Raw genomic sequence first — 18,800 nt, forward strand, 5'->3', positions numbered from 1 at the left:
ACAGGGTGCCTTTATTTCTTTGCTGCTTCCTCTTTCTGCTCCGGTGCCGGCGTTGGGGCATCGTCAAAGAGATAGGCGTAGCGGGCCTTGAAGGCCTCCGGCGTCATGCGATACGCATTGGCAAGGCCCGGATCGTCGAGATCCTCCTTCTCCATGCGCATCATCGAGCCGCGGGCAATGCGATACTGTACGGATTTGATGTTGACCTTGCGCACGCGCGTCTTGCCCGTAGCCGGGTCCTTGATGTCCTCGAAGCGCATTGGCACGGCCTCATTGTTCTGGATGGAAATCAGAGCACCGCTGTCGCCGCGCATGAGGAACTTGACGGCCGAATAGCCAAGCGAGCGCGCGTAGTCGATATCGTAGGCAATCGGCGCCGAGCAGCGCAGCTCATAGCCGATTTCCTTATCAATAATGGAAATCTTGATGCCGATCTTCTTGACCTCAGCCAGTACGGCCTGCTTGAGGATTTCACCAAAGTCGAGCTCACTGTAGCGGATATGGCCGTGCTCGTCCATGACGACCTCGCCGAGTTTCTTGAAGTCTTCCGGCATGATCTTCTCGATGACGCCTTCGGCAATGACAGCTACGCCGTAATTCTTGCCCGTCAGGTAGCGCTTGACGATGGCACCCGTGATGATATCGACGAGCTGCTGCAGCGGGATCTTCTCCTGCGGGAACTCCTCCGGGATGATCGTGATGGCGGCACCGGCGCTGCGGCCCATGCCGAGAGCCAAGTGACCGGCTGTGCGGCCCATGGCGATCGTGAAGTACCAGCGGTTGTTCGTCGTGCGCGCATCTTCCATGAGGTTCTCGATCTCCGTCGTCGCAAAGGCGCGGGCCGTCTCGAAGCCGAACGTCGGCACGCCTTCCGGCAGCGGCAGATCGTTATCGATGGTTTTCGGCACATGAACGACATTGATCGTACGCCCCATCTTGCGGGCTTCTTCGGAAACAGCTGCCGAGCTGTAGGCCGTATCGTCGCCGCCAATCGTCACGAGATGCGTGACACCGAGCTCCGTCAGCGTCTCGACGACCGTGCGCAGATCTGATTCCTTCTTCGTCGGGTTGAAGCGGGACATCTTGAGGATGCAGCCGCCCGTCATATGGATGTGGCTGATGTCCTTCGGTTCGAGGCGCACGTAGTTCTTCTCGCCGCGGGCCAGGCGCGAAAAACCATCGTATATGCCAAGCACATCCCAGCCATGACGCGTTGCTTCATTCGTGATGCCGGAAATGACGCTGTTGATGCCAGGAGCCGGGCCGCCGCCACAGACGATTGCAATAACTTTCTTGATGCCGATCATGTAAATACCCCCTTGTTGAACTGAATCTATTTTCTTTATTTCGCTCTTTCCTGCCAGATTCCTGCCTGTTTCTTCGTTTTTATATAATTTTTTGACAACTTTTTCGTAAAAATAAAACTGCACCAGCCCCAAAGCTGATGCAGTCCTGTATCAGTGCCGTCCCATCTTCGAGCGGCGGCTCATATTCGTCTTGGTTCCATGCGGCTTCTGACGGCGGCTCCGGTCATTGCGGCCCTTGTGCGCGGCGCCCTTGCGGTTCGCGTATTTGGACAGCGGCTTCTTCTTCGCCTTGTGTTCCTGGCGCTTGGCCCGGATCTCCTTGAGGATCTGCTCCTGCTTCTCCTTGTGGCGGCGGCCGCGCTCCGAACGCTGCTTCTCGATGCGGCTCTTGATGCCCGACTCAATGCGGCGCAGCAGATCATACTGGCGCGCATTGACGAATGTCACGGCCTTGCCGTGCTCACCGGCACGGCCCGTGCGGCCGATGCGGTGGATGTAGCTCTCCGCATCGTGCGGGATATCATAGTTGAAAACATGCGTCACACCTTCGATATCGAGGCCGCGCGCGGCGATATCCGTCGCACAGAGGATTTGGAGCTCCGCCTTGCGGAAACGCTTGAGGACCAGCGCGCGCTGGACCTGCGAAAGGTCGCCGTGCAGCTCATCGACGAGATAGCCGCGGGCCGCAAGTGCCATCGTCACCATATGCGCGCGCTGCTTCGTATGGCAGAACACCATGGCCAGATAAGGCTGATCCTGATTGATGAGCTCACAGAGCTTGTCGATCTTCGTCTCCTCGGTCGTATCGATGATGACTTGCTCGATGGCATCGAGCGTCACATGCTCCGATTTGACCGCGATATTCTCCGGCGTCTGCATGTAACGCAACGAAAGCGCCTTGATGCGGTCCGGCATCGTCGCCGAAAACAGCATGAGCTGACGATCCGGCGCCGTCTCCTTGAGCAGGAGCTCCACATCCTCGATAAAGCCCAGGCGCATCATTTCATCTGCCTCATCCAGCACGACCTTGTTGACTTGAGAGAGATCAATCGTCCTGCGGCGCAGGTGATCGAGCAGACGTCCCGGCGTGCCGATGATGAGCTGTGGATGGCGCCGCAGCTTCTGCTTCTGCCGCTCGATATCCTGCCCGCCGTAGATGACGAGTGAGGAAATGCCCGCAGCCTCCCCGACCGTCTTTGCCACCTTGGCAATCTGGATGGCCAGTTCACGCGTCGGCGTCACGACGAGCGCCTGTGCGACCTCAGCCTGCGGCTTGAGTTTCTCGATGATTGGCAGCAGGAAGGCCAGCGTCTTGCCCGTGCCCGTCTGCGCCTGCACGATGCAGTCGCGGCCGGCCCGCACGACGGGGATGGCCTGTCCCTGCACCGGCGTCACCTCGCGGATGCCCTGATAGCGCAGGACCTCGCAGAGTTCATCCCGAATGCCTAAATCCTTGAATGTTGTCATTGCTTCTGATTATCCTTTCGCGTTATACCGTTCTTCAGGACGAAAGAACCTCCGTCCCCGTCTCCGTGATGAGGATCGTGTTCTCCCACTGGGCCGAGAGCTTCTTGTCCTTTGTGCGGACCGTCCAGCCATCGCCCTTGTCAACCACGACTTTGTACGAACCCTCGTTGATCATCGGCTCAACCGTCAAGATCATGCCCGGCACGAGCAGCATGCCCGTATCCTTCTCACCGACATGCGGGACAAACGGCTCCATATGGAAATCCTTGCCGACGCCATGGCCGCCGAGATCCGTGACGACGGAATAGCCATTCTCATGCGCATGAGCTTCGCAGGCCGCGCCGATATCGCCGAGAAAATGCCAGGGCTTGGCTGCGGCGACGCCGAGTTCCATGCACTCCTTCGTGACGCGCACGAGCTTCTCCGCTTCAGGCGAAGCCTGGCCGACAATGTACATGCGCGAAGCATCCGCATAATAGCCGTTGAGAATCGTCGTGATATCGATGTTGAGGATGTCGCCTTCCTTGAGGATGGTCTTCTGCGACGGGATGCCGTGGCAGACGACCTCATTGATGGAGATGCAGACATTCTTCGGATAGCCCTCATAGTTGAGGCAGGCTGGGATGCCGCCGCGCTCGCGGATGTAGTCGGCAGCGGCCTGGTCGAGGCTCGCCGTATCCACGCCCGGCTTCACGAGCTCCGTCATGAGGTCAAGCGCACCATCGTTGATGACGCCTGCTGCCCGTACACCGGCAATATCCTTCTCATTATTGATGATCTTCTTCGGCGGACGCACCTGGCCCTTGAAGATATCGAATTTCATTTCCGAGATACGCTCGTCAAAATCCGCGTGGCACTTCTTATATTTCTTGCCGCTGCCACACCAGCATAAATCATTTCTCATCATGATGTGAAAAAACTCCTTCTTCCTTAGAATAGTCCGGCTCTTTCCGCCGATTCCTAAGTATATGGTACGTATCTATTATAGGACGGATTTCAGGATTCGTAAAACAATTTCTTGAGACTTCACGTTCCTTGACCGTACCAACGCCTTGTTATATACTAAACGGTATGTAAATTTTCTACGAACTTGAAAGAAAAGGATGTGTCTGGATGACTAGATGGTTGAAACGAATCCTGCTGCTGCTCCTGATTGCATGCATTGGCATCGTCGGGATCTGCGCCTATCGGATGCACATAGCGGACCGGGCCGTGCCGGTGCTGAACTACCACCAGATCAATGACCGTGACCAAAACTCCCTGACCGTACAGACGGCACAATTTGAAGAAGAGATGCAGTATCTCGTCGACAATGGCTACCATGCCATCACGCCAGAAGAAATGCTCGATGCCTGGGAAAACGGCACGCCGCTTCCGGAAAAGCCCGTCATCATCACCTTCGATGACGGCTACGTCGACAACTACAAGAATGCCTTCCCGATCCTGCAGAAATACAACCTCAAGGCAACGATCTTCCTGATTTCCGATTTCATGGGCACGTACCCCAATTACATGACCTGGGGCGAAGTCGAAGAGATGCAGCAGAGCGGCCTCATCGACTTCGAGAGCCATACGCTCTCGCATCCGGAACTCGACAAAATCCCGGCCGATGAAGTCTGGACGCAGCTTTCCGCCTCCAAGCAGGCCCTCGAATGGCGGCTGAATAAGCCGATTCGCTTCATCGCCTACCCCTGCGGCTCCTATGACCAGGAACTCGAGCGCATGACAAAGGAGGCCGGCTATCGCGCTGCCTTCACCGTGCACTACGGCCTGGCTTCCCCCTCGGAGAACCCCTTCGTCCTCGACCGCGTGCCGATTTTCGGCTGCACGACGCATCAGTTCCTGCGCTTCCGCCTGCGCCTTGAGTACGCGCCGATTTTCGCGCCGCTCGACGCGCTGAGCCGCAGCCTCGTCAAGGACGGCCATACAATCCTCGCAAAATTCATCCCGGCACCATAATATCCGTACAAAAAAGGGCTCCCGCATGATTGCTCATGCAGGAGCCCTTTTTATACGGCCACTTGTGTCAGCCGCACAAGTTTAATCTTCCACCGTCGCCTTGACCTGCGTCGTGAAGGTGAAATCATGTCCATCGTAGCCGATCTCGACGGTATCGCCTTCCTGCACGTCGCCGCGGATGATCTTCTTGGAAAGTGCCGTTTCAACCGTATGCACGAGCAGGCGGCGCAGCGGACGGGCACCGAAGTTCGGGTCGAAGCCCTGATTGGCAAGTGCCGTCAGTGCCTCATCGGTCCAGGCAAGGGAAATCTTGACCTGACGCTCCAGGCGTTCGCCGAGGCTCTTGAGCATGATGGCGGCAATCTTCTTGACCTGTTCCTTCTCGAGGGCCTTGAAGACGATGATGTCATCGACACGGTTGAGGAATTCCGGACGGAAGTAATCCTTGAGGATATCCTTGACCGCAACCTTTGCCTCCTCATAGCTCTTGTTGAGGATCTCATGCGAGCCGAGGTTCGACGTCATGATGATGACCGTGTTCTTGAAGTTGACGACACGGCCCTTGCCATCCGTCAAGCGGCCATCGTCGAGGATCTGCAGCAGCACGTTGAAGACATCGCGGTGTGCCTTCTCGATCTCATCGAGCAGGATGACGCTGTACGGACGGCGGCGCACGGCTTCCGTGAGCTGCCCGCCTTCATCGTAGCCGACGTAGCCCGGAGGCGCGCCGATGAGACGCGATACGCTGTGCTTCTCCATGTACTCCGACATATCGATGCGGATCATGCTGCGCTCATCATCGAAGAGGGCTTCTGCCAGCGTCTTCGCGAGCTCCGTCTTGCCGACGCCCGTCGGGCCGAGGAAGATGAACGAACCGATTGGACGGTTCGGGTCCTTGATGCCGGCACGCGCGCGCAGGATGGCTTCGCTGACGGCCTTGACGGCTTCATCCTGGCCGACGACGCGGTCGTGCAGCACATCTTCAAGATGCAGCAGCTTCTCGCGTTCGCCCGTCAGCATCTTCGTCACAGGGATGCCCGTCCAGCGGCTGACGACCTTGGCAATGTCCTCCTCGCCGACTTCCTCCTTGAGCAGGCGGTCGTCCTTGGATTTGGCCGCGATGATCGCTTCCTCCTCCTTGAGTTTCTTCTGGAGTTCCGGCAGCTTGCCGTACTTGAGTTCCGACATGCGGTTGAGGTCGTACGCACGCTCGGCTGCTTCCATCTCGCTGTTCACACCGTCAATTTCCTTCTTGATGGCGCGCACGCGCAGGATGGCATTCTTTTCCGTCTCCCACTGCTTCTTGAGTTCCGCTTCCTGCTGCTGCAGGTCAGCCTTCTCTTTCGTGATGCGGGAGAGCTTCTGCTGCGAAGCTTCATCCGTCTCCTTCTTGAGTGCCTGCTCCTCAATCTCCAGCTGCATGATCTTGCGGCGGATCTCATCGAGCGGCGCCGGCATGGATTCAATCTCCGTGCGCAGCTTGGCAGCGGCTTCATCGACGAGGTCGATGGCCTTATCCGGCAGGAAACGGTCGGAAATGTAGCGGTCGGAAAGCGTGGCAGCTGCGACGAGCGCCGCATCACGGATGCGCACGCCATGATGAACTTCGTAACGTTCCTTGAGGCCACGCAGGATTGAGATCGTATCCTCTACGCTCGGCTCGCCGACCATGACCGGCTGGAAGCGGCGCTCGAGAGCCGTATCCTTCTCGATGTACTTGCGGTATTCGTTGAGCGTCGTCGCGCCAATGCAGCGCAGCTCGCCGCGCGCCAGCATCGGTTTCAGGAGGTTGCCGGCATCCATGGCGCCTTCCGAGGCACCGGCACCGACGACCGTATGAAGCTCATCGATGAAGAGCAGGATCTGTCCTTCCGACTTGGCGATCTCATTGAGTACGTTCTTCAAGCGTTCCTCGAATTCGCCACGGTACTTCGCACCGGCGATCAGAGAACCCATATCGAGTGAAAACAGCGTCTTGTTCTTGAGGGATTCCGGTACATCGCCCGCCACGATGCGGCGTGCGAGGCCTTCGACGATGGCCGTCTTGCCGACACCCGGCTCACCGATGAGCACCGGGTTGTTTTTCGTCCGGCGCGAAAGGATCTCGATGGTGCGGCGAATCTCCTCGTCGCGGCCGATAACCGGATCGAGCTTGCCGGCACGCGCCGCAGCCGTCAAATCGCGGCCGAATTTCTCGAGGGATTTATAGCCCTCTTCCGGATTATCCGTCGTGACATTCTGTTTGCGGTTCTTCTTGATGGAAGCCTGGATGGCCGATTTCGTCAGATGGAACTGACGGCAGATATCCTGCACCTCGCTGCTGCCGTCCGTCACAAGGCCCAGCAGCAGATGTTCCGTCGAAACGTAATCGTCCTTCATGGATTTAGCATATTCCTCGGCGCGGCCGAGCACGCGGACCATGTCCATGCCCATGCCGAGGCGGTCCGTGCCCTTGACACTCGGGATCTTCGCGAGTTCCTGCTCGAGTCTTGCCTTGAGCATCGGCAGATCTGCCTGGCATTCCTCAAAGATCGTCGCGAGCAGCCCCTCAGGTTCCTTGGCCAGTGCCAGGAGCACATGGGCCGACGTGATTTCCTGATGATATTTCATGGCCGCGATCTGCTGAGCGGATTGCAGGGCCGCCAGCGTCTTGGCTGTGTATTTTTCTTGTCCCATAATCGTATCCTCCATAATCGCTCTGTCTGATTTTCTGATTCTTGCGGAGCGGCTTTCGTCCGTTCCTGAATCTTATTATAGCGCAATAAGTCAAAAAGTCAAATACTTTTTCGACTTTTTGACTTATTTTTTCAAAATTTTTTTGGAGGGCAATTCACAGGCAAAAAGCTCAGGATTTTCGCCAGATGGACACCATCTCTTCCGCTGCCCGGCCGGGATTTTCAGCTCCCGCCACGGCGCTGACCACGAAGAAACCTTCGACGCCTGTCGCCTTGAGTGCAGGCAGATCGCAGGCCTTGACGCCGCCGCCCACGACGACGGGCACCGGGCTGATGCGGTGAAGCTCCGTGAGCTCTTCAAAGCTCCGCGTGATCACGCGCCCATCGGCCCCGCGGCCGCAGTCGCGCTTCGTCGGCGTCTCGTGCAGCGGCCCCGCGCCAAAATAATCGATATCGGATGTATCGGCATGGCGGACGTAATCGAGAAGCTCATTCGTGCGGGCGGAGAGGCCGATGACCGCACGCTCGCCAAGATACTTGCGGCAGACACTCACGGGCACATCGCTCTGCCCCACATGGATGCCATCCACCTTGATGCCCTGCTCACGTGCGGCCAGCACGACATCGAGACGATCATCGACAAGCAAGGCCACCGCGTCCTCCTTGTGGAGCTCCTGCAGCACGCAAGCCGTCTCGCCACACAGCTTTATGAGCTCCCTTGCCGATGCCGTCTTGGAACGCAGCTGCAGGCACGTAAAGCCGTGGCTGACCGCCGCGCGGATAACCTCTGGCACCGGCCGCCCGAGTGTGTTCTCCGGCCCCACGACAAAATACGCAGAGATATCGAGTCGTTCACGCATATTCACTTCGCATCGCTTCCTTCCTGATTTTCCTGATTCACCTGATTTGCCTGGTTCGTCTTTGCCATGGCAATCTTTTTCTCCATGCGTTCCAGCTTGCCATGCATCATATCCCGATAACCCGGACGGATGTCCGCCTTCAGGACCACCTCCGTGCGGATACCGCGGTCGGCCAGCACCATCGTGGCCTTCTTCACCACGGCCATCACCTCATCCCATTCGCCTTCAATTTCCGTGAACATCGAATTGGTGCGGTTCGGCAGTCCCGATTCCCGAATAACCTGCACGACCTCGCCGACATAAGACGACATTTCCTCACCGGTTCCACACGGAGCAATGGCCACCGCAATCAGCGCATTCATCGTAAAGCCCCCTTTTCATGTCATCGATTCATATCATATAGAACGGATTGTCCGCGACCTCCTCGGGCTTCGCCTGATAGAGCTCATCAAGAAAATAAGCGGCGAAAGTGCCCGGTCCGCCGGCACGCTGTTCGGCTTTCTTCCCGGCGAAATTGTACGCCTGCACAGCCGCCAGCGCCGCGAAAAACGGCGTGGTCACAGCGGCGTAGACGGCTGCCACGCCGCCAAGGGAACAGCCGGCACCCGTGACCTTCGTGAAAAGCTCTGAGCCGCCCTCGCTCATGACCGTTGTCGTGCCGTCCGTCACGAGATCGAGGGGGCCAGACACGGCCGTGGCACCGCCTGTGAAGCGGGCCAGCGATTCGGCCGCCAGCTTCGCCTCGCGCACGCTGTCCGTCGCATCGACGCCGCGCACGCCGTCAGCCGCCATGCCCGAATCGAGCTGCCAGAGATTCGCGAGCGCAATGATCTCCGACGCATTGCCGCGCACGATGGCCGGTGGCGTCTGGCGGAACGCAAGCAAAAGATCCCGCCGCATGCCGCCGAGTCCGATGCCAACGGGGTCGAGCACCCAGGGATGATGATGATCAGCCAGGCTGTGCGCCGTCAGCGGCAGCGTCTTCTCGTAGATGGGCAGCAGCGTCCCCATGTTGATGTACATGGCACTACCGAGAGCCGCCATGCCCGTCCCTTCATCGGGCAGATAGACCATGGCGGCTGAACCGCCGGCCGCCAGCTGCGCATTCGCCACGAAATTGATTGTCACTGAATTCGTGATGGATGGCACGAGCGGCGTCGTCTCCTTCGCCTTGCGGACGGCCAGGAGAACGCCCTGCTTGATTTCTTCCAGTTCCATATCTATCACCCTTGCCTTTCTTTCTCCAGGAGCCCCGGCGTCAAAAAGAGCCCGCCTGCCGGCGAGCTCCGAATGTCTTTGCTCCCTTCGCGAGTCTTGACTCCACAGGTTCTAAGGGTCAGGCCATGCCTTCTCAACACCGAGGTGTCCCCCTGCAAATAATCGATATGCGATTTTACTTGACGTCTGCCTTCTTGCCGGCAGGCGCGGCGTTTGCATTGGCCGTGCCGGCCTTGATATCACGCGCACTGGCCAGGATCTCAGCGGGGACCTGCACATCCTCGAGCTCGTTGAAGTCACGGCCCTTGAGGCTCAATTCCACCGTGCTGTTTTCGAGAACCTTGCGGTACGAATCCTTATCCTCGCGCGTCATATCGCTGCGCTTCAGATAGATAAGCCCCGCCTTGCGGATGGGCTCCGTCAGATTGGCGTGGAAATCCGTCAGCGTGTTCTTCTCCTCATCGATGGTCACCGTATACGTGAAATCCGGCACATTCTTAAGGATTGACTCCAGCGTTTTCTGCATGTCGGCATTGGCGAGGTTCGGGTGCTCATTCTCGAGATAAAGCTTGCCGAGGGCCTTGCCATCCACCGTCACGAGGTACGTCTGTGCCGCTCCTTCCTTCACGCCGAACTGCACATCCTTCGCAAAATCCATGAAGCCGTTGCGGAAAGCCGCCGTCCAGAACTCGTTGACCGTCTTGTCCATTGGCTGGCGCTTCGTCACGGATTTCTCCCATTCGCCATGACCGAGACGGCAGTAAAAGGCCGTGGCCTGCTCCGACTCGCGGATGTAGTAGGCGAGATCGCGCTCAAATTCCGGCGCGCCCGGCAGCGAAAAACCGATGGCCATCTGCCCCTTTGCGCGCGTGTACGGCTCGGATACAAATGAGATGCCGCTCGTAAGCGTGGCACTGCCCTTCGGCGTCGTCGCCACCAGCGACAAATCATACGTCCCGTTCTTGACTTCTGCCAATTGATCGAAAGCCTTATCCAGCGAAGCCCTGGCATCGAGCGGCACCACCGTTTCGGCAGGCGCTGCTGCCGGTGCTGACGGTTCAGCCGTTGCCACGGGTTCTGCAGCTGCAGGTGCCATCGAGGCTTCCCCATAGGGAGCCAGCCACAGGGACAGTGCCAGCAAAGCAGCGGCCATCCCCTTTCTCTTGGACATCATAAGGCATCTTCCTCCTCCCGGTTCCAGTCAGCGGCCATCATGCAGACAGGCAGCAGCTGGAATAGTCTTCCCCATTACGGGATGTTTCTTTATGTTATTCCCCGGTACCGGGCAAAAATCCTGCTTGCTGCACATGATTTCTAAAAGAAACCCAAACGATTTCCAGGAGGTGCTAAAAAAGTGCTTAGATATTCAGGAAAGATGCGCAAGGAAGTTCTGCATCATCGTCTTCCCCGTCGGCGTCAGGATGGATTCCGGATGGAACTGGATGCCCTCGATGTCCATCTCCTTGTGGCGCACGCCCATGATTGTGCCATCGTGCAGCTCACTCGTGACTTCGAGGCAGTCGGGCAGCGTCGCACGGTCGATGATCAGTGAATGATAGCGGCCGACCTCGATATCCTGTGGCAGGCCGGCATAGAGCCCCTTGCCGTTGTGATGCAGCGGCGATACCTTGCCGTGAATAATCTCGCCCGCACGCACGACCTTGCCGCCGAAGACCTCGCCGATGGCCTGATGGCCAAGGCAGATACCGAGAATTGGCACCTCGCCGCCGAGCTCGCGGATCACATCCTCGCTGATGCCGGCGTCCTTCGGCACGCCGGGCCCCGGCGAGATGACAATGCCCTCGTAGCCGCGACGCCGAACCTCCTCCACTGTCGTCTTGTCGTGGCGGATGACCTCGACCTCGGCCCCGAGCTCCGACAGGAGCTGGTAAACGTTGTACGTAAAGGAGTCGTAGTTATCTAAAAGCAACAACATCGTTTTCCACCTCCTCTACGACCTCAAACAACGCCTTTGATTTCTGCAGGATTTCCTGGTATTCCTTTTCAGGAACGGAGTCGGCGACGATGCCGGCTCCCGACTGGATGATGGCGGTGTCGTCGTTCTCGATGCGCATCGTGCGCAGCGTGATGCACATATCCATGTTGCCGCAGAAATCCATGTAGCCGACCGTACCCGAATACGAATTGCGCGGCACGGGCTCGAGCTCATGGATGATCTCCATGGCGCGCAGCTTCGGCGCGCCGCTGACCGTCCCCGCGGGGAACGTCGCCTTGAGCACATCCATCGGCGTATACCCCTGCTTGAGCTTGCCGACGACCTCCGACACCATGTGCATGACATGGCTGAAATACTCGACCTGACGCAGCTTCGTCACGCGCACGCTGCCCGGCTCGCTGATGCGGCCGATATCGTTGCGTGCGAGATCGACGAGCATCGAGTGCTCCGCACACTCCTTGACATCCTTCTGCAGGCCCTCCGCGAGCGTCTTGTCCTCCTGCGGATTCCTGCCGCGACGGCGCGTGCCGGCAATCGGGTACGTGTAGACCGTATCGCCCGATACCTTGACGAGCATCTCCGGCGAAGCGCCGACGAGCTTCACGCGGCCGAAATTGAAATAGAACATGTACGGCGAGGGATTGACCTGACGCAGCCGGCGATAGAAGTCAAAGCAGGGCTTCGTAATCTTCTCGCGGAACTGGCGCGACGGCACAACCTGGAAGATATCACCCGCGAAGATATGCTCCTTGGCCTTGCGGATGGCTGCAAGGAAATCCTCGGGGGCCTGGCCGAATTTCTTGAGGAAGTCAACCTTTTCCCGGCGTTTAGCCGCTTTTTTCTCCTGTTTCGGCAGCGGCGCCGAGAGCCGTTCTTCAAGGGATGCGATCTTGGCGGCGACAGCATCGTACGCTTCGTCGATGTCGCGTCCATCGACATCGGCCAGGCAGACGAGCCTGGCGCGGTTGCGCAGTGCGTCGTAGACGACGAGCACACGGCAGATTATGAACTGCCCCAAAAGTTCTTCCTCGCCTAAATCCATGCCGCGCACGCGGTCAAACGTCGCGACGATATCGTAGTTGAGATAGCCGACCATGCCGCCGTTGGCGAGCGGCAGCGACGGATCTTCGACAGCCGGACGGAAATTCTTCATGTACGCCTTGATGGTGTCGACGGGCGCGCCGTCGATGCACTTCATCAGGTCATTCTCCTTGATCATCAGCTTGTTGCAAAAGACCTGCAGCCGGGCAAACGGTTCGGCACCGATAAAGGAATAGCGGCCGAACTGCTGATGCGTCGTATCGACGGATTCGAGGATAAAGCCCTTCTTTTCGCCGACAAGCTTGTAATAAACGGATACTGGCGTATCCATATCCATGTTGATCTCTTTGGTGACGGCGATGAGATTCGTCTCCGCCGCGAGCTTATGGAACGCCTCCCGTGATGGTTTCAGCTCCATGATGACCCCTTCCTTTCAGGCTTTCCGGGCGTATGCCTTATCGAGTGCCGCACGCATGTCGCGGATGAGCTGCACGGCTTCCTCCATCTTGCCGTCGAGCAGGCGCTTGACGACGGCACTGCCGACAATCACGGCATCGCTCTTGGCGGCAGCCTCGACGGCCGCTTCCGGTGAACCGATGCCGAAGCCGACAGCCAGCGGCGTGTCTGTAAACCGGCGGGCCTTCTCACAGACCTTGCCGATCGTCGAATAATTGATTTTCTTGACACCCGTGACGCCGTTGTTCGAAACGCAGTAGATGAAGCCCGTCGCGCCCTTGCATGTCTCTGCCATGCGCGCTTCCGTCGTGCCCGGCGTGATGAACTCAGCCAGATGGAAGTCATGCGCCGCGCAGATTCTGCGCATTTCGCCCGACTCCTCGTGCGGCACATCGGGAACGATGACGCCGTCCATTCCCGCAGCCTTGAAATCCGTGACGAATTTCTCAAAGCCGTAATGGTACATGTTGTTGATGTAACCCATGCCGATCAGCGGGATATCCGAGAACGTGCGGATCTTGCGGACAATCTCGAGTTCCTTCTTGAGCGTCATGCCGTTCCTGAGAGCCACAACCGAAGCCGTCTGGATGACGGGACCGTCGGCCATCGGATCGGAGAACGGCAGGCCGAGCTCGATGACATCGGCGCCGGCGGCCTCCGCCTGCTTCACAGCCTCAATGGTCGTTTCGATATCCGGTGCGCCAGCCGTGATATAGATGAAGATTCCTTTTTTGCCGGCTGCCTTGAGAGCGGCCATTTTTTTATCCAAACGCGTGCTCATTACTCTATCTCCTCCCCGAGAACCTTTGCTACCATCTGTACGTCCTTGTCGCCGCGGCCCGAGAGCGTGACGACAACCGTCTCATCCGGGCTCGTCGTCGGCATCAGCTTCTCGAGATACGCGAGTGCATGCGAACTCTCCATTGCCGGGATGATGCCCTCGACCTTCGAGAGGCGCTGGAACGCATCGAGTGCTTCCTGGTCCGTGACGGATACGTACTTGACGATGCCGGCATCCTTATAATAGGAATGTTCCGGTCCGACACCCGGATAATCCAGGCCTGCCGAGATGGAGTATGCCTCGACGACCTGGCCGTCCGGATCCTGCAGCAGGTAACTGAAGGCACCGTGCAGGATGCCCGGCTCGCCGGCCCCCGACAGCGTCTTGGCATTGTCGGTCGGCGCTTCGCCGCGGCCGCCGGCCTCGACACCGAATTTCTTGACGGACGCGTCGTTGCGGAAGTCGTAGAACGTGCCAATGGCATTGCTGCCGCCGCCGACGCAGGCGATGAGGTAGTTCGGCAGGCCGCCAATCTTCTCCATCATCTGCGCGCGAATCTCCTCGCCAATGACCTTCTGGAAGTCGCGCACGATCGTCGGATACGGATGCGGGCCGACGGCAGAACCGATGATGTAATGCGTATCCGTGATATTCGTCGCCCAGTAGCGAATAGCCTCACTCGTCGCATCCTTGAGCGTTCCTGTACCGGAGGAAACCGGGATGACCTTGGCGCCGAGCAACTTCATGCGGAAGACATTGAGCTTCTGGCGTTCCACATCGAGCGCGCCCATGAATACATGGCACTCCATGCCGAAAAGTGCGGCGACCGTGGCCGAAGCGACGCCATGCTGGCCGGCGCCCGTCTCTGCGACGATGCGCTTCTTGCCCATGCGCTTGGCGAGCAGTGCCTGGCCGAGCGCATTGTTGATCTTGTGCGCGCCCGTGTGCAGGAGATCCTCACGCTTGAGGAAAATCTTCGCGCGGCCATAATGCTTCGTGAGCTTCTCGGCGTAATAAAGATTCGTCGGGCGGCCGGCGTATTCGCGCAGGTAGCTCTTGAATTCCTCTTGGAACTCCGGATCATCCTTGTATTTTGCATAAGCGGCCTCCAGCTCGTTGAGGGCCGGCATTACGATTTCCGGGACATACTGTCCGCCATAAGCTCCAAATCTGCCTTTCGTATTCATGTATATCTTCCTTTCCATTCTTGCTATCTGTTTTATGCACGGGCCTTGACACCGGCAAAGGCCCGCGTCTGCGCGGCGACATCATCGGCCCGCACGAGGCCTTCCCCGACGAGGATGCCCTGGCAGCCCGCATCGGCCAGCCGCTGGGCATCATCCAGCGTGAAGATGCCGCTCTCGCTGATGAGCGTCCGCTCGCAGTCCGCATACGGCAGGAGCTCCATCGTCTGCTCGATCGACGTCGTAAAGCTCACGAGGTTGCGGTTGTTGATGCCGATGAACTCAGCCGGCGTCGCGAGCGCTGCCTCCATATCACGGCGGTCATGAACCTCGACGAGTGCATCCATGCCGAGGCTCCAGGTCGTGTAGAGGAAGGACTTGAGCTGCTCCGGCGTCAGGATGCGCGCGATGAGCAGGACGGCGTCGGCGCCGAGCATCCTGGCCTCGTAAATCTGATACGGGTCGATGATGAAATCTTTCCGCAGAAGCGGCAGCTTCACCTCACCGCGGACCTTGCGGAAATCCTCATTACAGCCAAGAAAATGCGGATCCGTATGTACCGAGAGCATCGCGGCACCGTTGTTCTCGTAGATATGTGCGAGCTCCTCCACCGTGTACCTCCGGCACAGGCGGCCCTTGGCCGGGCTCTGCAGCTTGCACTCGGCAATGAGGTTCCACGGCTTCGCCTTGAACACCTGCGCCATGCGGAAGGACGCCGGCGAGAGGCCCCGTTTCACCTCCGCAAGCGGCAGCTCCTGCTTGGCCGCCGCCACGATATCGCGTTTCTTCGCCACGATCTCAGCTAATATATCCCGCAATGTCAATTCCTCCCATTCCATGCTGCTACCTTCTGCATGAAGGAGCGTATCTTGTCGACTGATTTCTCTTTGTGCACCTCGAGGCTGCCCGAGACATCGACGCCGTATGGCTGGAAAATCTCCGCCGCCTCGGCGACATTTGCCTCGCTGATGCCGCCGGCTATCAGTACCGGCTTCTCGACGGCCCGAATCTCCGCGGCGGCACGCTGCCAGTCAAAGGACTCACCCGTGCCGCCCGCCTGTCCCGGCCGGTATGCATCGACGAGGATGAACTCCGCCGGGAAATCATTGGCGGCCGCGGCCGAGAAACCGTCGCCGTACCGGTAAGCCTTGATGACGGGCCGGTTCAGCCGCCTGGCGTACGCTGCATCCTCGTGGCCGTGCAGCTGGATGTAATCGAGCCCGGCCTCATCCGCCGCCGCACAGACCTTTGCAGGCTCTTCATCGACAAAGACCCCGACCTTCCTGGCCCAATGAACCGTGCGTCCGATGACGGCAGCCTCAGCAGGCGTCACGAAGCGGTGACTGCCCGGCCAGAAGATGAAACCGATGAAATCCGCCCCCGCCTCATCGGCAGCCCTTGCTGCCGCCTCTGTCTTCATGCCGCATAATTTTGCTCGAAGCATCCTGCCATCTCCTCATCTGTATCCCATAAACATAAAAAACCCCGCCTGGCAGATTCGTTTTCTGCCTGACGGGGCGAATATTCGTTTCGCGGTGCCACCCGAATTCAACAGCAGCCATTGCTGTTCTTCTCATCCGGTACGGGAACAAGGTCCGATACCGTAGCCCGATAACGGGGGCAGCCGTCCCAGCCTACTTCCTCACAGGTTCGGTGGGCTCTCGCAGGACCATTCACACGGCATATCGCGCCGGACCTTGCACCAGCCGCCAGCTCGCTGAAGGGATAGAGACCATGCTACTATTTCCTGTTCGATGATTTCATCTGTAACACTGTTAACTTGTCGATGGGTCTTATATTACACGCATCTTTTTGCCTTGTCAAGGGTTTATTCACAAAAATCCTGCATATCTCCGTCCATAATACCAGGATAATGACCATCATCATCCATGCGGTGCGGACCTCTGTTCCACATTCGCGGACGAACAGCCGATTCATCCACGCCAAGCTGCTTGGCCACATCCGACCACGTGTTGTTGATCTTCTTATAGGACAGAACCTTCCGGACATCCTTGTCTGCCGCCTTGGCCAGACGGCCGGCCATGTCGATATCCTGCGGATGGTAGCCATCCTTCAGCAGTGCAACGACGGTATCCGGATCGACATTGCCCTGCTGGCTGATGCGCTTGGCCGTCATCTCATCGCGCTCGGCCAGAACCTGATCATGGGTGACGCCGAGCTTTGCACCGATATCACGCCAATCGGCGTCGCCGGTCTTCATCGCCATGACATCGGCAAAGGACTTGCCGCTGAGCTTGGCCAGCATGGCGGCCTGACCGATATCGCGGAAATCCTTCTTGTCCTCGATGGCCGTCTGGACCTGACTCTCGCTGACGCAAAACTCCTCAGCAATGCGTTTTGCCATATCCGCCGTATCCATCTGACCTCCGCCGCGCGGCCCCATTACCTGCGTGGCAGCATACGAATGAGCTGCCCCGGACTGCGTCGAAAGCAGCCCCACGCCGCCAGCCGTCAGGATTGCACCGGCCAGCATGCCGGCTATCATTTTCTTCTTGAGCGAATTCATTTCATCATCGCCTTTCTATTGCATCATTATCCGTAAAATCAGAAATATCCATAACATTTTTGTTATGGATACAGTATAGGTGTTCGGCTTTAACTTGTCTTTAGCAACGAGTTAGAAATACATTGTATTTCTTTCCAGTCAAATTTCAAAAAAACAAGGAAAAAACCGTACCGATGTCGTATAATAATAAATACAGGTTATTACAGAAAGAGGTGACTAGGATGACTGAACAGGAAATCGAGAAACTCGTCCAGGATAAGCTCAGCGAAGCTTACAAGGAAAACGAGCCGCCGAAGAAGTTCTTCCTCACGGAGAACGGCCGCGGCGTCGTCGATGGCGGTGACATGTACAACGCTGTCGTAGAGGACGTGCTCCGCATCGTGCAGAAAGCCATGACGGAGACGCTCAAGGAAGCGCTGAAAAAATAAGCTCGTAATAAAAAATCCGGCAGGGAATTTCCCCGCCGGATTTTTTATTGCCGCATTCCAATTATTGTAAAGCCAAGTGCTCTTCCCGGATGGTCAGGACCTGCTCAAAGAGATAGGCCATGAGCCGCTTGCGGCCCGACACCTTGTAGCGCGCACAAATCTCATTGATATGGTAGCGCACGGTGCGCTCCGTGATGCCGAGCGCCGCCGCAATCTGCGGATACGTCTTGCCCTGTACCATATGAAAGAGAATCTGGTTCTGCCGTTTCGTCAGCTCCTTGATCTCCTGGAATTTATTCTGGTGCAGGAGCTCCGTCATGTATTCGAAATTGCGCCGTCCGATCTTCGCCGGGAAGGCTTCCTCATTGTGCATGAACGACCAGGGATTCGAGGTGTGGATGTGGCTGATAAAACACCTGCCTTCCTCATCCTGCCGCACGACGAACGTCACTCGCTGCCATTCGCTCAGGACCTGTCCCGTTTCCAGCGTGACATTGAGCAGATATTCGCAGATGACCAGACAGACATCGCATGCGAGCAATTGCGCCTCATAGACCTCATCCTGTATCTCGATGGACGGCACGGCCCTTTCCCGGCGCTGCTCCGCAAGATAATGACAGGCCGTGCGCAGCGTGCAGAAGACCTCTGCCTTCCCTGCGCCAATCCAGCTGAAGCCATGCGGGTCCGCTGCGGACAGGATATCCTCCACCGATTTCTTCTTTTCATAAAAGTCATGTGTCAGGTTGCGGGCCATAACCTTCGCCTGTTTCTTAAAGCATTCTTGATCTGTGAACATGGCAAAAATCCTCCATTTCCCAGGTTCTGCTTTTATCACAATAACATTATAATAAATTTGAAATTTCACGTCCCTGTCACAACTGACAGGTACGCGACAGGGATAAAAGAAAAACCAGCCGTATCATAACAACTGGTTTCGTAT

18 protein-coding genes, 1 riboswitch and 1 other annotated feature are annotated in these 18,800 nt (G+C 57.7%); of the genes, 2 read left to right on the forward strand and 16 right to left on the reverse strand.

Features of this window, described 5'->3' with window-relative positions:
* Positions 1-11 precede the first annotated feature (11 nt).
* The 3 genes from pfp to map form a co-directional block, all read right to left on the reverse strand.
* Positions 12-1,307 (reverse strand): diphosphate--fructose-6-phosphate 1-phosphotransferase, encoded by a 1,296-nt coding sequence (pfp, locus tag DWZ54_RS08560; RefSeq protein WP_118475550.1) that lies wholly within the window; start codon positions 1,305-1,307, stop codon positions 12-14.
* Between the two features lie 150 nt (positions 1,308-1,457).
* Positions 1,458-2,774, reverse strand: a complete 1,317-nt coding sequence (locus DWZ54_RS08565) for a DEAD/DEAH box helicase (RefSeq protein WP_118475552.1) — start codon at positions 2,772-2,774, stop codon at positions 1,458-1,460.
* A 34-nt stretch (positions 2,775-2,808) separates the two neighbouring features.
* A complete protein-coding gene (gene map, locus DWZ54_RS08570; RefSeq protein WP_118015977.1) occupies positions 2,809-3,681 on the reverse strand; it encodes a type I methionyl aminopeptidase in 873 nt (290 codons plus the stop codon).
* A gap of 206 nt (positions 3,682-3,887) precedes the next feature.
* On the opposite strand from map, the gene DWZ54_RS08575 reads away from it, so the two are divergent.
* Positions 3,888-4,733, forward strand: coding sequence for a polysaccharide deacetylase family protein (locus DWZ54_RS08575; RefSeq protein ID WP_118475554.1), 846 nt, complete (start codon positions 3,888-3,890; stop codon positions 4,731-4,733).
* An 81-nt stretch (positions 4,734-4,814) separates the two neighbouring features.
* Here DWZ54_RS08575 and clpB read toward each other — a convergent pair whose 3' ends face one another.
* From clpB to DWZ54_RS08635, 12 genes are all read right to left on the reverse strand, one after another.
* Positions 4,815-7,409 (reverse strand): ATP-dependent chaperone ClpB, encoded by a 2,595-nt coding sequence (clpB, locus tag DWZ54_RS08580; RefSeq protein ID WP_118475556.1) that lies wholly within the window; start codon positions 7,407-7,409, stop codon positions 4,815-4,817.
* A 169-nt stretch (positions 7,410-7,578) separates the two neighbouring features.
* Positions 7,579-8,268 (reverse strand): thiamine phosphate synthase, encoded by a 690-nt coding sequence (locus tag DWZ54_RS08585; protein WP_199663312.1) that lies wholly within the window; start codon positions 8,266-8,268, stop codon positions 7,579-7,581.
* 2 nt (positions 8,269-8,270) lie between these two features.
* Positions 8,271-8,630 carry an MTH1187 family thiamine-binding protein gene (locus tag DWZ54_RS08590; RefSeq protein ID WP_118475560.1) on the reverse strand — a complete coding sequence of 120 codons (360 nt, stop codon included), beginning with the start codon at positions 8,628-8,630 and terminating at the stop codon, positions 8,271-8,273.
* A gap of 28 nt (positions 8,631-8,658) precedes the next feature.
* The gene (locus DWZ54_RS08595) at positions 8,659-9,486 is read right to left on the reverse strand and encodes a hydroxyethylthiazole kinase (protein WP_118475562.1); all 828 of its coding nucleotides are present in this window, start codon (positions 9,484-9,486) and stop codon (positions 8,659-8,661) included.
* 65 nt (positions 9,487-9,551) lie between these two features.
* Positions 9,552-9,650, reverse strand: a riboswitch (TPP riboswitch).
* Between the two features lie 11 nt (positions 9,651-9,661).
* Positions 9,662-10,660: a hypothetical protein gene (locus DWZ54_RS08600; protein ID WP_118475564.1), complete on the reverse strand. Its 999-nt coding sequence runs from the start codon at positions 10,658-10,660 to the stop codon at positions 9,662-9,664.
* A gap of 192 nt (positions 10,661-10,852) precedes the next feature.
* The gene (locus DWZ54_RS08605) at positions 10,853-11,422 is read right to left on the reverse strand and encodes an aminodeoxychorismate/anthranilate synthase component II (RefSeq protein ID WP_118475566.1); all 570 of its coding nucleotides are present in this window, start codon (positions 11,420-11,422) and stop codon (positions 10,853-10,855) included.
* Positions 11,403-12,902: an anthranilate synthase component I gene (gene trpE / locus DWZ54_RS08610; protein ID WP_118475568.1), complete on the reverse strand. Its 1,500-nt coding sequence runs from the start codon at positions 12,900-12,902 to the stop codon at positions 11,403-11,405. The genes DWZ54_RS08605 and trpE overlap by 20 nt, the downstream gene beginning before the upstream one ends.
* A gap of 15 nt (positions 12,903-12,917) precedes the next feature.
* Positions 12,918-13,721 carry a tryptophan synthase subunit alpha gene (trpA, locus tag DWZ54_RS08615; RefSeq protein WP_118475569.1) on the reverse strand — a complete coding sequence of 268 codons (804 nt, stop codon included), beginning with the start codon at positions 13,719-13,721 and terminating at the stop codon, positions 12,918-12,920.
* Entirely contained in the window at positions 13,721-14,908 is a 1,188-nt protein-coding gene (gene trpB, locus DWZ54_RS08620) for a tryptophan synthase subunit beta (protein ID WP_118475571.1), read from the reverse strand. Before trpB ends, trpA begins: the two co-directional genes overlap by 1 nt.
* 32 nt (positions 14,909-14,940) lie before the next feature.
* Positions 14,941-15,723 (reverse strand): indole-3-glycerol phosphate synthase TrpC, encoded by a 783-nt coding sequence (gene trpC, locus DWZ54_RS08625; RefSeq protein ID WP_118475671.1) that lies wholly within the window; start codon positions 15,721-15,723, stop codon positions 14,941-14,943.
* Between the two features lie 2 nt (positions 15,724-15,725).
* On the reverse strand, positions 15,726-16,349 hold the full coding sequence (locus DWZ54_RS08630; RefSeq protein ID WP_118475573.1) for a phosphoribosylanthranilate isomerase: 624 nt from the start codon (positions 16,347-16,349) through the stop codon (positions 15,726-15,728).
* Between the two features lie 66 nt (positions 16,350-16,415).
* Positions 16,416-16,669: a binding site (T-box leader), on the reverse strand.
* 64 nt (positions 16,670-16,733) lie between these two features.
* Positions 16,734-17,432, reverse strand: coding sequence for a Tat pathway signal sequence domain protein (locus DWZ54_RS08635; RefSeq protein ID WP_118475575.1), 699 nt, complete (start codon positions 17,430-17,432; stop codon positions 16,734-16,736).
* 221 nt (positions 17,433-17,653) lie between these two features.
* On the opposite strand from DWZ54_RS08635, the gene DWZ54_RS08640 reads away from it, so the two are divergent.
* Positions 17,654-17,860, forward strand: a complete 207-nt coding sequence (locus DWZ54_RS08640) for a hypothetical protein (protein ID WP_118015965.1) — start codon at positions 17,654-17,656, stop codon at positions 17,858-17,860.
* A 61-nt stretch (positions 17,861-17,921) separates the two neighbouring features.
* Here the strand turns inward: DWZ54_RS08640 and DWZ54_RS08645 are convergent, their stop codons facing one another.
* Complete coding sequence (locus tag DWZ54_RS08645) at positions 17,922-18,656, reverse strand: helix-turn-helix transcriptional regulator (RefSeq protein WP_118475577.1); 735 nt, start codon at positions 18,654-18,656, stop codon at positions 17,922-17,924.
* Between the last annotated feature and the right edge of the window lie 144 nt (positions 18,657-18,800).

The organism is Mitsuokella sp. AF33-22, from assembly GCF_003475755.1.
In the GTDB taxonomy this organism is placed as follows: Bacteria; Bacillota; Negativicutes; order Selenomonadales; family Selenomonadaceae; genus Mitsuokella.

Coding starts and splice junctions, on each gene's coding strand:
- DWZ54_RS08600 (WP_118475564.1), bottom strand. CDS start 10,660: ATGATGTCCAAGAGAAAGGGGATGGCCGCTGCTTTGCTGGCACTGTCC.
- DWZ54_RS08640 (WP_118015965.1), top strand. CDS start 17,654: ATGACTGAACAGGAAATCGAGAAACTCGTCCAGGATAAGCTCAGCGAA.
- DWZ54_RS08605 (WP_118475566.1), bottom strand. CDS start 11,422: ATGTTGTTGCTTTTAGATAACTACGACTCCTTTACGTACAACGTTTAC.
- DWZ54_RS08635 (WP_118475575.1), bottom strand. CDS start 17,432: ATGAATTCGCTCAAGAAGAAAATGATAGCCGGCATGCTGGCCGGTGCA.
- DWZ54_RS08565 (WP_118475552.1), bottom strand. CDS start 2,774: ATGACAACATTCAAGGATTTAGGCATTCGGGATGAACTCTGCGAGGTC.
- trpA (WP_118475569.1), bottom strand. CDS start 13,721: ATGAGCACGCGTTTGGATAAAAAAATGGCCGCTCTCAAGGCAGCCGGC.
- clpB (WP_118475556.1), bottom strand. CDS start 7,409: ATGGGACAAGAAAAATACACAGCCAAGACGCTGGCGGCCCTGCAATCC.
- trpB (WP_118475571.1), bottom strand. CDS start 14,908: ATGAATACGAAAGGCAGATTTGGAGCTTATGGCGGACAGTATGTCCCG.
- DWZ54_RS08575 (WP_118475554.1), top strand. CDS start 3,888: ATGACTAGATGGTTGAAACGAATCCTGCTGCTGCTCCTGATTGCATGC.
- map (WP_118015977.1), bottom strand. CDS start 3,681: ATGATGAGAAATGATTTATGCTGGTGTGGCAGCGGCAAGAAATATAAG.
- DWZ54_RS08630 (WP_118475573.1), bottom strand. CDS start 16,349: ATGCTTCGAGCAAAATTATGCGGCATGAAGACAGAGGCGGCAGCAAGG.
- DWZ54_RS08585 (WP_199663312.1), bottom strand. CDS start 8,268: ATGCGTGAACGACTCGATATCTCTGCGTATTTTGTCGTGGGGCCGGAG.
- DWZ54_RS08590 (WP_118475560.1), bottom strand. CDS start 8,630: ATGAATGCGCTGATTGCGGTGGCCATTGCTCCGTGTGGAACCGGTGAG.
- DWZ54_RS08645 (WP_118475577.1), bottom strand. CDS start 18,656: ATGTTCACAGATCAAGAATGCTTTAAGAAACAGGCGAAGGTTATGGCC.
- pfp (WP_118475550.1), bottom strand. CDS start 1,307: ATGATCGGCATCAAGAAAGTTATTGCAATCGTCTGTGGCGGCGGCCCG.
- trpE (WP_118475568.1), bottom strand. CDS start 12,902: ATGGAGCTGAAACCATCACGGGAGGCGTTCCATAAGCTCGCGGCGGAG.
- DWZ54_RS08595 (WP_118475562.1), bottom strand. CDS start 9,486: ATGGAACTGGAAGAAATCAAGCAGGGCGTTCTCCTGGCCGTCCGCAAG.